Consider the following 14,685-nt stretch of genomic DNA (forward strand, 5'->3'; position numbering starts at 1 on the left):
ACCTTTAAAAATATTTGGTGCGTTAGTTTAATGCATCTTTCGTTTTGATAGCGTGTAATTCTGCCCGATCCGCAAGGAAGGGAAGGTTGACGTTTCGAGCTAATCGCTTCGTGCGAAGGTCATATGGGGCGCAACGAAATTGTCCGACCTTATGCGGGTGACTGAAACTCCAGTTCGCACGTCCACAATCGACACATTGCGCTCTGACCCGGCGACCCCAACGAAGGGCGTGCCGGGAATGTCCGCCAGCCCGCGAATTTCTGTCAGACCAATATCGGCCCCGTCGATGATGTACGGCGACTCGCCGCCGCGCTGCGCCACAAGACAATCCGACCCGGTGTAGGACGCCAGTACAGTCCCGGTCAGCACGTTTCGCTCCACGCTCTGGGGTCGGATATGGAACCGGGGATGAACCAAGAGCTGCTGTCGCTGGCCCGAGGCCAAATTCACCTTCACAAGCGGGCGAGGGACACTCATTTCGGGGGTCTTATACTGGATGAATGGCAACGCATAATCTCGCGGCGGCAGCGAAAACTCACTCTCGGCTACCCGGTCCGCATCCAGGACGGCTGCGGCGAACGTCCTCTCGCCACGCGCGGTGTCCATGAATACGGACTGCTGGAGAATGACGTACGCCTGACCGTCGTCCGTGACACGAACGTGTGTCACCGCGCCATTCAGGTCGGTCTGATCGTAGACTTTTTTTACGGCCAGCGTATCGGGGTCGCATGTGAAGATGCACGATTGCCCGAACGTAGTGAGGACTGGCCGACCAGCAGTCGTGAGCGTCCCATAGTCCGCCACGACTAGCTCGTTGCGCGACGGCAGATACTGGATCTCGTGGGGGTTTATGCCCCAGTCTTCGATTCGCCTCAGCAATCGAAGATCCTTGGCGTCATACACTTCAACCGCACCACGATCAGCGACGCTAGACCTAGATGTCTTGCATAGAGGAACCAAAAGGACGCTTCTGTCATTGAGCAATAGTCCGTGACCGGAATAGAAGAAGCCTTTGGGAGCCTCAAAGCGTTGAACTATCCGGTTCTCGCGATCCACGACCAGTGCGTGCGGGCCATTTTGGGGACAGCAAAGCACCCTTCCCTGCCCCAAAGGCATGGCGATATGGGCCTTCTCCATGGGTAGCTTGACACTCTCAACTGTCCCGTCCTTGAGCCGCACTCTTGTCAGCACTGAGCTTCTTTCCTGAAAATCGATTCGAGGTGAGTCGAGGCGACCCTCATATCCAAACAGCAGCAGCTCACCCGACTCATGAGCTTCCGCCCACGCGTCAGCTCCGCCGCTCGCGGCTGCACTGAACCCCAAAGAGGCAGCGCCTGCGGCAGCAATACTCGTCAGAAATTTGCGCCTGTGAATGCCCATACCAATTCCCTTTGCCCCGGTGCGAGTCAAATCCGAAAGATCCCCGATCACGCGATCACAGGTGGCGACTAATCCAAACCTCGAACGATGGGTCATGCTGAACCTCGATATGCTAAGCGGTTTGCGCCAAAGTTCTCTGTGCGATACCGCCTCACCACCGCTTTGGTACTGCAATCCACAATGGCCACGTATCGGTTTCGCCCGGCCAAAGCCACACATCTTGTTCCCTTCAACGAGCAAGCGCCAGCCACATTGGTTAGGCCGAAATCGCACGCATCGACGAGCGTGGGACGGCCTCCAGGCTCGACGAACAGGACTCGATCCGAGTTGGAGAACGTAGCCACTGCGATGTTGGTACTTTCGTTGAATGCCAGCGCTTCGTGCTCGCACTCCATCGCCAACATCTGCGCGGATTCCGATGGCCCCGCAAACCCGACTGAGAGCAGCGGCTGGGGCACGGGCGCGAAACCGTCGAAGAGCATTGAATACGACATTCTTGCCGCGAGCGCTGGAAGCCGCCCGTCGTCGTTCGAAGCAGGAAGCCGCTGAAACTGGGCCGCACCGACCATCGCTCGGCAATCAGGCAGCACCAACAGCGTCGATGGCCTTCCCATAGCGCTTTCCACAGCAACTTGACGCATCGGTCGTAGCGTGTCTATGTCCACGACTGCGAGTGAGCAAACGGTTGGCCTGTACATAAGCCCCTCGCGGGTGAACGAACGACCAGCAGCTTCTCCAGCGTTCAGGACGACCAGTTCATCCGAGGCGGGACGGTGGTCAAACGCGACGGGCCACTTGCCGCCGCTACTACCCGTTCGCACCGTACCGTAATCATCGAGAGATACGCGCCAGATCATCCCGGCCTCTTCGAACGGTTCCTTTCGGGCCAACCCCAGTGTCAGATTTCTCTCGTTTTGATCAACCCAAATGCATCCGGTGAACATGTACCCCTCCGGCGCTGCCAGGATGCGGTCCGGAGTACCAGTACGGTGCGAGACAAAGCAGCTTTCGCCCTGACCGACGCAAATCTTCCTGCCATCCCCCAGGCCCACCACCGACATGGCGTGCGGCAGGGGCACAGCGTGTGCGGTCTGCTCGCCGCTCGCGAGATCCAGCGAACACAGCACGCTAAAACTTTCCGCCGAACGCTCACCCCCATCCGGAGGAAGCAGCTCTGGCCGATTTCCAACGAAGAGAATCGTCCCAGTAATTTGAACCGCCTCGACACGCTCTGCGCGCGCGGCTCCAGCCCAACTTAGCGCAGCGGCACCTACCAAACCACTCTTGAACATGGACCGTCGCGACATCCGCTGCATAGCACCTCCAAAACAGATATCTGAATTCTAATATGTATTGGATTGCGCCATATTTGCTTCTGATCATCAAAAAAAACCGCTTCGGCGAACCGAAGCGGTCTTATGGTGCATTTGACGGTGTTAGAAGCGAACGCGCAGGTTCAGACTGCCTGCGGTGTCCTGATTGCCGCTACCGTACTGACCGGAGTAAGCCAGCCCTAGCGAAGTGTCCTTCGCAATCGCGACGTTGGCACCCAGTTCAACAACCGCCGCGTTCTTCGCGATGGGCGCGCCCGTGACCGAGAACTGGCTGCCCCCTGCAAAAGAGAGCTTTGCCCCGGGCATCACGTCGCCGGAAGCATGCCGCCAGCCCAGCGCCCCCGTAACGATCCCTTCGGTCTTGCCGACTCCGAAGGCAGTCTTGCCGCGCAGGCCAAGCGTCGTCGTGGTGATCGAGTTGGTGACGCGCTCGCCGCTCAATGCCGCAATGCCGCCCGATTCCGAGAACGAATCCGTCTTCTGGCGAATGAACGCGACGCCAGCGAACGGTTCGAGGATCAGGCTGTCCGTCACGGGCATTGCGTAGCCGACTTCGCCAAACAACTGCCCGGTTCCCGCATCGTAGTCGGCCTTTAGGGTTTCGTTGACGCCTGTGAACTGGACACGACGCTTCGTGTCGATGTTGTGCCAGCTATACGCGCTTCCGACCAGAACGTTCAAGCTACCCTTCGTTCCGAGTGCGAAGGAGTTGCCTGCGAAAATGGCGGCGGAATAGGTTCCCACATCGGCCTTGGATGCCTTGTCGTCCACCTTCACGCGCCCGTCCGTATAACCGAACGAAGCGCCGAGCCGCCAACCGCGACCGACATCGGCATGACCGCCGAGGAATACGCCGCCCATGGTGTGATCCACGCTGGATGCGTTGCTGTCACCATCCAACTTGTTGCTCTGCCCGATGACCTCAACCCAGGTTGCAACGTCGCTACGGGGCGTACCGACAGGTACGGCACTGAAATGATTGCGAAGCTGCGCGAGAGACACGTCCCGCACGACGCGGCTGCTGTTCAGCAGTGCGGATGTCGTGCTTGCGTGAATTTCGCCGGACAGCAATTCGAGAGCACCGCCCACCTCGTCCTTCGACAGAACGACGACAGCATCGTAGATGTTCTTGTTCAGCCCGCTGGCTGCGCCCCCGGCGTTCGAGCCGCCCGACCCAGCGCCGGGAACGGTGGAACCGCCGCCCGATCCTTCGCCGCCGATGCCGCCACCCGTCGAGCCGCCGTTGCCATTGCCGTTGCCACCGCCCGAAGACCCTTCACCGCCCACGCTTCCGACGCCCTCACCGGCAGATCCACCGTTGCCGGAATTGCCGCCACCGCTGATGGGCGTGTCGTTCCGCTTCAGTTGCATCTTGACGGTAGTTGCGTCGTAAGTGAGCGCCGGGTCCAGGAAGGCATAGGTCGAAGCCACCGACCCGAACTGGCCATTGACTGCACCGGCTTGTAGGATGGTGTAGGTGCTGTCGGGAGCGTACGTACCGTTGAATCCGACGTGCGCGACCTTGCCCGCCAGATTTGCCGTGCCAGTAACCCGGATCAGGTCGCTCTCAGTGCCGGACGGGTTGGTTTCCACTTCGTACGTCGAATTGGCGTCAAAGTTCAGGTCGCCGTTGACGGTAAGGGTGCCGATGGAGTTGCCCGGAGCCACGACAGCGCCCGCGAACAGGTTCGTCGTGCCCACGGTTCCGTTGCCCTTCAGCAACCCGCCATTCATCACGTTGAGGGTTCCACCGAGTTGACCGGCCCCCACGGTGTTGACGATCAGCTTTCCACTTTGAACGGTGGTCGTGCCCGCAAAAGCCGAGCTGTCCGCCAGAAGCGTCAGAGATCCCGCACCGAGTTTGATGAAATTGCCCTGACCATCAATGCGTCCGTTGTATGCAACGTCGGCGGCTTCATCAAGTGCGAAGGAACCGGGCGCTTCGATGTTGACATTGCCCGTAAACGATTGGGCGGAAGCGGTCAGGCGTCCCCCCTTCACGTTCCACGGCAACGCGGAGGTGCCCTTCAAAGACAGATTGCCCACGCCGTCCTTGATAAGGCTACCTTCACCCGTGATGTTGCCGACATGCTGGCCGTCGAAGGCTTGATCGAAGACCACGGTGCCCAGGTTCTCGATGTTGCCCTTGATCGAGTTGGAACTACCGATCAAGGTTCCCGATTCGACGATGGTGTTGCTGTACGAGTTGACACCGCCCAGCGTCACTGTCGTGCCTGCGGCGCTGATATGCAGGTTGCCCGCGCCGGTAATGTTGCCCAGGAGGCTCACCGCAGCAGTGGCATCGATCATGCCCTTGTCTACGATCTTGATGGTCCGGCTGGAGGTCATCGCACCGTCTACTGCGAGCACGCCGCTGTCCAGGGTCAGCTCACCGCCCACAGCGCCGAGCGCGGAATCGGACGCCACCAGCGCTCGTCCATTCTTGATGACAGTGGAAGCGTGCGTATTGACGCCGCGCAGCTCGACGGTTCCGGGTCCGGTAATTTCGGTAACGCCGGTGCCGCTCATGCTGCCGTTGAACGTGCCGTCGTATTGCTGATTGAATACCAGCCGGGACATGTTGGAAATATCGCCAACCAGCGTGTCCGTACTTCCTTGCAATGTACCGCCAAGCACCTGCGTGCCGCCCGTGTAAAGCGAGATTCCGTTCAGGGTCAGGCTGCCCGCACCCGTCTTGACGAGAGCAAGAGTGCCGTCCGTACCTTGGCCAATTCCGCCTTCGAAGACCGAATGCTGATCGGCGGCGGTATCCACGGTCAGCGTCGCATCCGTCAGGCCCCAGTTGCTGACCATGCCGTGCGTGCCACCAGCGCCGCCCACGCTGTCCAAGCCGCCGATGGTGGTGCTGTGACCTTCCAGGTCAAAGCCGCCCCCCGTCCCCGCGCCTTCCGCTCTGGCGATCGCCACCTTGACGGTATTCGTCAGGGCATTGTCCGCGCCAAGGATGAGCCTTCCGCCACCGCCCACCGTGATCGTCGAATTGGAGATCGATCCCGCAGCCGCTGCGATGTACTGCCCGCCCGCGATTTCGGCCTCCACGCCGCTGACGGCGTTCGCGACCGTTGCCCGCACCGTGCCCTGGACGAATTGCGTGCCGCCAGCGAGGGCGTTGGTCGCATTCAGGTTCATGGTCGCGTTCGCGCCGATTTCTTGATGACCACCAGCGATAGCACCGGTCGCATTGAGATTCAGCGTGCTACGGTCTTCCAGCCGGATCGTGCCGCCCACCACGCCACCGGTAGCGTTGACATTGACCACCGCGTCGTCCTTGGCGCTCAGCATACCGGTGTGAAGACCGTTGGCAACGTTCACGTTTGCCGTGCTGTTGTTGTTCATCTGAACGATCTGGAAGCCCGTCAGCGCAAAGCCGGTATTCACCTCGAACTTCGAGGTGTCACTGAACGCGAACGGGGGGCCTTCAGGAATCGGGCCGTTGACCGAGGTGTCGTACACGTCCGATTCGGCGCACTGGGCAACATCGCAAGCTGCTGCCGCGTCACTGACAGGCATCAACACACCACCGATTGCCAAAGCCGCGACCGCAGCAGCGCCCCGGATCGCAGAGGATGCGACCGCCGAACCCTTCTTGCTCGCCTTGCCCCGCGACGCCGCCAATTCCGAGACGACGACCATCGCCCCGACTGCGTGGCTCCAAACGACCTTGTGCGTGTGATTCATCTTTTTTTCCAGTCTACGTTGAGAATAATTACGAACAAAAAGCGTGTGGTCCCGAACCATCTGCGCGCATGCGGCGCTGGAACCATTGCGCCACGGCGGCACGAAGCAAATACAATGCCGTGATGCATTAATTTAATTTTAGCTTATGTTGATAGTGTTTCGGCCCGATGCTCAGCAATGGCGCGGGGGAAGTTACACATTTTGCGGAAGGGACGAGTAGCCCATGTTGAGCATGACTATCCCTCACTAGGTCCAACAAAAATCGACTCTGGCCGAGCCTAGGGAAGGAGTGAAAGTTATGAGCGATAGATCTGATTACGACATCAAGTTCAAGGAAGTTAAGGAAAACTTCACGATTGAAGCTTTCTTTGAGCAAAACATGGGGCAAGCCCCTCGGTCATTTACGACTGGCATTCGCTTTCGTGGGTGTCCGGATTGCGGTGTAAGCAAGGATCCGACCTCGTATCGCGTGGAAGTCAGCAAGAAGGCCGGTGGGTCCACTCGCTGGAAGTGCTATTCGTGCGGTGAAGGTGGTGATGTGCTTGATGCTGCATCGAAGTTCTATTCATGCTCCACCCGCGAGGCGGCAACTCGTCTCGTGGGAAGCATCGGAATCTCGGGAGGCATCAAGAAGTGGAAAGCGAAGTCGGTCAGTTCGGCTCCTGAAGCACCAAAGCGGGACGACGCGGCGGTTCACGCGGTGATCAAGAAATTGATCGACGCAAGGCTGCCGATGACGAATCTCGTGAAGGAGTACTTCAAAGGTCGAGGCTTCTCCGAATCCTTGATTCAGGATGCGCAGAATCGGGGCATGTTGGTTGCTCTACCCACGCAACCGAACGCTTCGAAAGCGATGCTGTACGAGCTGTGCGGAGAGGAATTGCTTCTCAAGGCCGGTATGCTGAAAGAAGGATCCAAAGCACCCGCTTGCGCATTTCGCAATTTTGCCTTCATCACTCACGGCGCAAAGGCTATCGAGTTTCGATTGGCACGAGCGTTGAGAGAAGGCGAGACAAAGTGGATCTCGTATGGCCCCATGTCACCGTTCTTTTGGCAGGGTGAAGGCGACGAAGCGCAAGCGTACGTTCTGACCGAAGGTATGTCCGATTTGCTCTCAGGCGTCGCCTTGGGAACAAAGAAGTCGATCATCGGTATGCCTGGTTGCAAACGCTGGAACCCCTACTGGTTTCGCAAGATGGCCGGAAAGCTAGTGGTTACGGCCTTCGATGCAGACCAAGCGGGTGTGAACGCGCTCAACGGTGCCAAGAAAAAGACGGCAGAAGAGATCGCGGCCATCGAAAACGAGGAATTTCGTCTTCGTGAGATGGGCCTGATAGCGACGTTGCAGCACTTCGGTGCAAACGTCCAGCCGTTCACATTCCGGGAGGATTTTTTGGCCGAAACGCCAGACGATCAGAAGGACTTGAACGGATACCTGAAATGGCTTCTAAAGTCGAAGGGGCTACTTTGACCCTAAGGCTGCCATTCTCAGCAAAAACCCCGCCTCCATTGGAGTGCGGGGTTTTTTTTTGGCTTGGCATCCGCCAAACTACGTTCTACGAGGGATCGCGGCAGCAAGCCCGCTGGGTGCGGACCAGCCACCAATCGAAGCCGCTGCCAACCCCGCCCGAAGAGTATCAATTTCCTCTTGTTGCGCGGCTACAGTGTTTGCTAGCCTTGATTCGTTCCTGAGGCGTTCATTCAGTTGGCGCTTGAGTAGATCCGGGTCGCTGACCCTCGCCGCTACCCGCACCAGGAGCCAGAGTTCTCGCTGAATGTCGCTCCGATGCTCCCATGCAGTGCTGGCACTCCGGAACGTTCCACAGTTCCGGCTTTGTGCCACGACACCCGCAATCGCTCTGATGTGCCCCCGCGCGGTCACATACAAGAGGCCCCAGCGGGACGGTAGCTCATCTGGCTGTATCAATCCTTCAGGACACATGAAGTAGCGAAACTTGCCCATGCCCTCGCCGTGCTCCCGGTGCGGCTTTCTGGCGTCGGCCAGAAAGTCTGCTCGTGAACACTTGACCTCAACCACGACCGTCTCGGGATCACGCTCAACGGCGCGAAACCCAATAGCGTCCGGCATTTCACCTGTGTATCCGGATCTGCATTCGGTCAAAGCCACCGCACAGCCATGTCCGCCTTGGCTGTTCGACCTCAGCAGCCACTTTCTAGCGATTTCGCAGTAGTCGCGGTGCTTCATGCCGTTTGACCCTGGCAAAGGAGAAGGTGATGGGCATGGTTGCTCATTGCTCGCTCCGAAGGCCAATGGGCAGCGTATCGTTTCCGCCTCGATACGCTGCGTCCAGGGCTGCGCGCTCGATTTCGTTGTAGGTCAGTTGGATTCCGAAGAAGATCCCTCGGGTTGCGCCCGACTGTTGCCCGTAGTCGTTGAAGATTTCGCCCGCACCCCGCATTTCTGCATCCTTCAGCGCCAGCTCAAATCCGTCCGAACACTCGACAAGCAGGTTCAGCCGCTTGTAGGCGTCCGAAGTTGGCTGAAGCGCATCATCCATGTCCAGCATGACGAAGTAACCTTTACCGCCCTTTCGGGCTACGCGGCCTCGCAACTGGTGAAGCTGCGACGCGCCAAAGCGCTCGGGATGTATGACGACGACCATGCGCAGCGACGGCATCGTCAGGCCAATCTCGATGACGGTAGAGCTGATCAGAACGTCCAGCTCGTGCGCCTCCATCTGCTCCATCACCTTGGTCTTCTCGCCAGTCTTGAGCTTTCCGTGAATTACCCCGACCCGAGCGCCAAAGTGCTTGGCGAAGCGCATCATCGCAGCTTCGACCGACCGACCAGGGTCCACCGCGCCGCCCTTCGCCCTGCCCTTGCCAGTTGCGGTGCCCTTCTTCTGCCCTTTCGCCACGGCAGCCCCTTCCACCAAAGGATAGATGACCGCGATCTGACTGCCCTTGCTGATCTGCTGCTTCATGAACGAGAACAGGGTCCGGACATTTTCCTTCCTGCCAATTCGCGTTTGGATCTCCTTTTTGACGGGGCACGTCTTCAGCGCGGAGACATCCAAGCCTCCCATAGAAACGAGCGCAACCGTCCTAGGGATGGCCGTCGCGGTTGACTCCAGGACATTGCCGTCCTCCCCGACGAGCGCCATTCTCTGGTCGATACTGAACTTCTGCTGCTCGTCACTGATCAGGAACTTGAAAGTGCGCCCAGCAGCTTGCGCCGCGAACACCAGCGCCGTGGTTCCAATGTAGATCGCCGGATCGTCCAGGGCGGGATTCGACGGCTTTACGCCGGACAGCACCTGAACAACCGCAATTTCGGGATAGTAGGCGTGCAATTCCGACGCGATCTGCTTCACCAGCAATCGATTGGGCGCAATGATCGCCACCGGCCACCCCGCTTTATGCGCAACCACAGCGGGGATGAAAAATGCAACCGTCTTGCCCGTCCCCACGTCGCCCGACAGCATGCGGCGCATCGGAGTGGGACTGAGCAAGTCCTGCAAGATTTCCCAGATGGCGCGTCGTTGATCAATGGTGGCGTCAAATGGCAACCTTCCGATCAGCTCCCTGGCCATGTCAATCGCGCGGTCCCTGTCGATCTCCAACGCTGAGCTAGGCACCACGGGTCGCATTTGCTGCCGCCGTACCTGCTCCTGGACTGCCCGGATCGACACCTTCCGGGCAGCAGAGAGCGCCACCGTCGCGTGCTGCATGGTGGCGGGCCAATGCAGGTCTGAAAGCAACTGTTGGGAAGAAAGCCCGCAAGCGTCTTTGATGCTCTGGTCGGAAAGCCCCGTCTTCTCACGTAGGTGCGCAGCGGCTTCGGCTAGGTGCGGTCTGGCAAGCCGGACGCCTTCTTCGATGCTGTCGGCGCTCGCGAGGCCCGGCTTGCCCTTGTAAACGGGAAGGACGCTACCCGAATCGGCTGCGTCCACAAGCACGGGGTTGTAGAAGGAACGATATCTGCCGTTGGTGGCGAACTGACCGTACAGGTAGATCAAGTCCCCGGCCAGGACGAGCCTCCACAGGTCGAGCTTTTCGAACGCAATAAGCGAGCATTCGCCGCCGAGTTCGTCGATAACCGTGGCTCGCACGCGCCCGATCCTCCTATCGTCCCGGCTCACGGCGTTGCCCGCATTCGTCTCGAACGTCACGCTTTCGACTCTGAGGCATATGAAGACCTCAAGGCCAGTATCGGGCACCGGCAGCACGGTGATGGCCAGCGTGCAGTCTCGATACGCCTGGGGCGCTACCAGCAGTGCTTGGGCAGCGCATTCGATACCTATGCGCTTTAGCGATGAAGGAAGTTCTACAGCCTTGTTCGGTACGTCCATAGCAAATCGCCACTCCTAGCGGGTTGACCTTTCGCTTGGCTATGACATCGCGTAATCAGCGACGCTACCGCGAGAAAGATCTCTGACCGAATATCTCACTTCTTAGAAGGTGTCGCCACCGCGCTTGATCACGACGTTGCGGCTTGGCGCGGTACGCCGTTGAGGCTTCCTGCGAGCGGATGGAATCGAATCACCAATGATTTCGTCCGAAAGATCTGGCTCGTCATCGGGTTCCACAGTCACCGGAGGGACTGACACCGGGCTTTGAATTTGGGCTGTCGAGTCCAGAAGCTGATCCACACCATCAGGTGCTTCTAAATCACCTTCGTCGTTCGGATGCAGATCCACCGCTTCAGGTGCCTGCAAGTCGCCCTCATCGTCCTGCACCTCAGGTGCCCCGGCGTCAATACCAGTGTCATCGACGTAGCCGGTATTCAGGCGGTTCCATTCATCCTCACTGAGCACATCTGAGTCGTTCACGACACCTTCGTCTATCGGCTGCGAGGATTCCCCAGTCGCCTCGTGGTCAGGCGAATTCTCCTTCGGCGCTTCGGCAGAGTCCGCCGAAGCGCCGCCCCCTATCTCGTCCGACAGGTCATGGCCATCCAACACATCGCTGATGGTTGCGGTCGTGATCGCTGCGGGCGTTCCTGTTTCCGGCGCGCGCGGTCCTGCGTCCTTGGGGGTATCGGATTGCTTCTTTGCCTGGGTCTTGCCGTCAGTCGCAAGAGCGCGGGTGCGCTTCGGCTGCGCCTGCCTTGGAGAAACAGCAGCATCCATCAGATCCATGTCCGGAACGGCGCTCAATACGTCGTCAGTGCTGAATTCGGCTACCGATTCGGATTTTGATCTTGTCGCGCCCTTCCCACTACGCCTCTTCTCGATGAGGCGAGCCGCATCTTCGAGCGTGGATTCCTTCAGCTTCCCTACGGCCTTCATCACCTCCCGTGGCGGTGCGGGTTGCTCTGTCGCGACGGGCTGTTCATCGTCCACCGCGACAGCGTTCTCAGGCGCGGCACTCGAAGCCGCCTCCTGCGCCCCCGCACCGTCTCCTGTGTCCGATTGCAGTGCTTCCGCGTCCCCGGCCACCGTCGATATCGCCGAAGCTGGCGCGACCATGGGCTTCATCTGGTCTTCCACTACTTCGGCGTGCAGATCGGTCTTGGCTTCGTCCGCGCCGAACGCCTGTTCAACAAGCGCGTCCAGGTTTGCCTTGTCCTTGATCTTGTCCTTGGGAATGTGCGACAGGATCAAGTTCTTGACGATGACGTGACATGGGTTGAGAGCCAGATGCGTCAGCGCGTAGAACTCTTCCATTTCAACGGACGGCACATGAATCAAGAGTGCTGGTGCGATGTCGCCGAAATGACGGGTTTGGGTATGGTGGTAAAGGCCCACTCTGTACAGGGGGTTGTAGAGGCCAAAGTCCACACCGTTGTGCTTCGTGTACAGCAGGCCCTTTTCCTTGAGGATCGCGAGCAACTGATTGGTGAGGTCGTGTTTGCCTTCCCCACTTTCCAGCGAGATTCCCAGCTCCTTGCGCATGAGCGCGAGCAGCGCCCCCATCTTTATTGCGATGAAGTTCTCGTGCTTTTGACCAATACGGATCTTCGCGTCTTCCTCCTGCTTACCGACACCGTTGATGCGCCCGTGCGTGGTGACGATCTGCACAAACGTCTCGTAGATGGCTGCCGTCGCTTCCTCGGTCAGTTCTTGGCTGCGCTTTTCCTCTGTGTCGATCCCGGCTTCCAGCGCGCTGACGGCGCGGTCGGCGGTGATCATCAGCATCATCAACGAAGCCGCGCGGGGATCGTTGATCATGTAATGCGAGTTGAGGGGAATCTTGCTGGGATGGTGGTAGTGCGCGACGGCAGTATTGAGCACCGCCCTGTCCTGGGGTTGCAGCTCCCAAAACTCTGGCATCCGGGTAAGGATGCGTGGGCCAAGAACGTCGTGGATCACCCCGGCGTCATCATCAGCGAGCGTGTTCCCCAAAGGCTCTTTGTTCTTGCGAATTTTTCCCTTCCGGTCAACTTCGTACGCCTCCAGTTTGCCGAGGTCGTGCGCGAGTCCGATCAGCGGAATCAGGGGATCGTTCGGATGAGGCTGGTAGCCCGTGACGTTCTCGAACATCTTTACAGGGTTGCGCCCCCGACGTTTGACGAAGACGCCCTCGAACCTCCAGTTTCCACCATCGGGGGAAATCTCGATCAGGCAGCGAGCCGCTACGCTCAAGCAATGATCGTGCAGTCGCACCGAACCGTGCCCTCCTTCGCGGTGCGAAGCCGGATAGCGCTTGTGCGCGCAGTATGTGTCCCACACCGCGAGAAAGAGCTTGCCATGCGCGGTGATTTCCTTGCGCTGCACGTCTTTGGGGGCATCGCTCGCCAATGCCGCCGTACGAGGGTGGCTGCGTGCCAGCGTGTCAAGTTCGGCGCGGCGCACGGCGTGCAGATTGGCAAGCTCTTTCGTGTTTACTCGCGAGCGCTTCAACGCAGAATTAGGAATTATCTCGACAACGGGGACATTCTGCTGCAACAGCCATGCGCCAAGCCGGGCGTCCAGTATCGGCAGCCGGGCACTGGTGTTCTTGATCCGAGGCAGCGCATTTGTCGGGGTGGGAATCGGCCCCATCGTCGTGGTCAAGCCCAACATCGACCGGCTTCCGAGATCGACGAACTGCCGTTTGGTCTTGAGCAGAAAAACGCCCATGCCGACTAAGGCGATTGCCACGATACAGCTTGCTACGGTGTACCAAATGCGGCTGTGCAAGGCGTCAATGAAAGTGCCCACGTCCAGCATCAAGCCCGGGTCGCGTCCAATCGCAACAATCGTGAGAATCAGCCAGTAGAAAATCGTCAGCCGGATGCACACCGCGACCAATGACTCTTTGTAGACGGCCATCAGGAGATCCTTCCGAGGTCGGTGTAGGTCAAGGTCTTCGAATAGTCGAACGCCTCGCGGGCCTTGCGCTTCAACAGCCATTTCGCGGCAAACCGCCGCGCCGTGCCGTAATCGGACTGACTGAGCGCATAGCGATTCGCGGATTCCATCGCTTGGTCCAGCGGAACCCCGCGAATCAAGACTTCGGCCACGATCCACCACCCTACGGCCATCCCCGCGTTCACCGGCATTCCGACACCATGCTCATTCAGGTACACCATCGATTCGATAGCCTCCGGCACGTTGTAGGACGCGGCCTTATCCATCGCCTTCGCACCTTTGGCTGCGTCTCCGCTCTCAATCAGAAGCCGCGCATGCAGGTAGGTGCCATACGGTTCTTTGAGCCGCGCCGCTGATTCGGCGAACTTCAGCGCCACTGCACCTTGGCCAAGTGCGAGCGCATGCTTGGCCATCTGGACAAAGGCGAACGGAACCTTCTTCACTTTCAAGAAGTGCTCCATCGCCTTGTCCTGATTAGCGGCAACGCCGCGTCCGTACAGCGTCATGACGCCCAGGTTGTACTGAGCAAGGTCGTCTTTGTACGACGCCAAAGCGAAGTTCTTTACCGCCTTCTGGTAGTCGATCCCGGCTCCAATCCCGTTGTCGAACATATAGCCCAATACGGTGCGCGCCTTATTGTCCCCTTCCATCGCCAGTCGGTGAATTTCGAGCGGAGCCTTCTTGTCGCCGCGCTCTAGGTAGTCCGTCAAAAGCATTTGGGCCTCGCCGCCCTGGCCGAGCTTTCCGCGCGCCTCTCGTGCAATCGTTTCGCCCACTTTCTTGAATGGACCGGAAACAGTGGACACCGCTCCCTCAAACGAGAGGCCACCTTCGGCGGACGCCCGCCCAGGCAGAAAGATCAAAGCGCTGGCAGCCCCAAATGCCTTGAGCACGGTGCGGCGCGAGTGCGAGGTTTCCAGCGAATCTTTCTGCATTCTTTACACCATCATTAGAAGATATAATTTTATGGTGTTAGTTTAATGCATAGTTTGTTGCCAATGCTCGAACAGGTTTGT

7 protein-coding genes are annotated in these 14,685 nt (G+C 58.9%); 1 reads left to right on the forward strand and 6 read right to left on the reverse strand.

Annotation, left to right across the window (positions count from 1 at the left end):
• Positions 1–99: 99 nt before the first annotated feature.
• From AC6LJW_RS19955 to AC6LJW_RS19965, 3 genes are all read right to left on the reverse strand, one after another.
• A complete protein-coding gene (locus AC6LJW_RS19955) occupies positions 100–1,476 on the reverse strand; it encodes a DUF1513 domain-containing protein (RefSeq protein WP_498088085.1) in 1,377 nt (458 codons plus the stop codon).
• Positions 1,473–2,507: a hypothetical protein gene (locus AC6LJW_RS19960; protein WP_498088086.1), complete on the reverse strand. Its 1,035-nt coding sequence runs from the start codon at positions 2,505–2,507 to the stop codon at positions 1,473–1,475. Before AC6LJW_RS19960 ends, AC6LJW_RS19955 begins: the two co-directional genes overlap by 4 nt.
• A gap of 309 nt (positions 2,508–2,816) precedes the next feature.
• A complete protein-coding gene (locus AC6LJW_RS19965) occupies positions 2,817–6,413 on the reverse strand; it encodes an autotransporter domain-containing protein (RefSeq protein ID WP_498088087.1) in 3,597 nt (1,198 codons plus the stop codon).
• A gap of 298 nt (positions 6,414–6,711) precedes the next feature.
• Between AC6LJW_RS19965 and AC6LJW_RS19970 the strand changes: the two genes are divergently transcribed.
• A complete protein-coding gene (locus AC6LJW_RS19970; protein WP_498088088.1) occupies positions 6,712–7,884 on the forward strand; it encodes a toprim domain-containing protein in 1,173 nt (390 codons plus the stop codon).
• 778 nt (positions 7,885–8,662) lie between these two features.
• Here the strand turns inward: AC6LJW_RS19970 and AC6LJW_RS19975 are convergent.
• The 3 genes from AC6LJW_RS19975 to AC6LJW_RS19985 all read right to left on the reverse strand — a co-directional run bounded on the left by AC6LJW_RS19975 (position 8,663) and on the right by AC6LJW_RS19985 (position 14,604).
• The gene (locus AC6LJW_RS19975) at positions 8,663–10,726 is read right to left on the reverse strand and encodes a helicase-related protein (RefSeq protein WP_498088089.1); all 2,064 of its coding nucleotides are present in this window, start codon (positions 10,724–10,726) and stop codon (positions 8,663–8,665) included.
• A gap of 102 nt (positions 10,727–10,828) precedes the next feature.
• A complete protein-coding gene (locus AC6LJW_RS19980) occupies positions 10,829–13,630 on the reverse strand; it encodes a hypothetical protein (protein WP_498088090.1) in 2,802 nt (933 codons plus the stop codon).
• Positions 13,630–14,604: a tetratricopeptide repeat protein gene (locus tag AC6LJW_RS19985; protein ID WP_498088091.1), complete on the reverse strand. Its 975-nt coding sequence runs from the start codon at positions 14,602–14,604 to the stop codon at positions 13,630–13,632. Before AC6LJW_RS19985 ends, AC6LJW_RS19980 begins: the two co-directional genes overlap by 1 nt.
• Positions 14,605–14,685 lie beyond the last annotated feature (81 nt).

This window comes from Achromobacter sp. 1012554356 (genome assembly GCF_059760815.1).

Coding starts and splice junctions, on each gene's coding strand:
- AC6LJW_RS19955 (WP_498088085.1), bottom strand. CDS start 1,476: ATGACCCATCGTTCGAGGTTTGGATTAGTCGCCACCTGTGATCGCGTG.
- AC6LJW_RS19965 (WP_498088087.1), bottom strand. CDS start 6,413: ATGAATCACACGCACAAGGTCGTTTGGAGCCACGCAGTCGGGGCGATG.
- AC6LJW_RS19970 (WP_498088088.1), top strand. CDS start 6,712: ATGAGCGATAGATCTGATTACGACATCAAGTTCAAGGAAGTTAAGGAA.
- AC6LJW_RS19975 (WP_498088089.1), bottom strand. CDS start 10,726: ATGGACGTACCGAACAAGGCTGTAGAACTTCCTTCATCGCTAAAGCGC.
- AC6LJW_RS19980 (WP_498088090.1), bottom strand. CDS start 13,630: ATGGCCGTCTACAAAGAGTCATTGGTCGCGGTGTGCATCCGGCTGACG.
- AC6LJW_RS19985 (WP_498088091.1), bottom strand. CDS start 14,604: ATGCAGAAAGATTCGCTGGAAACCTCGCACTCGCGCCGCACCGTGCTC.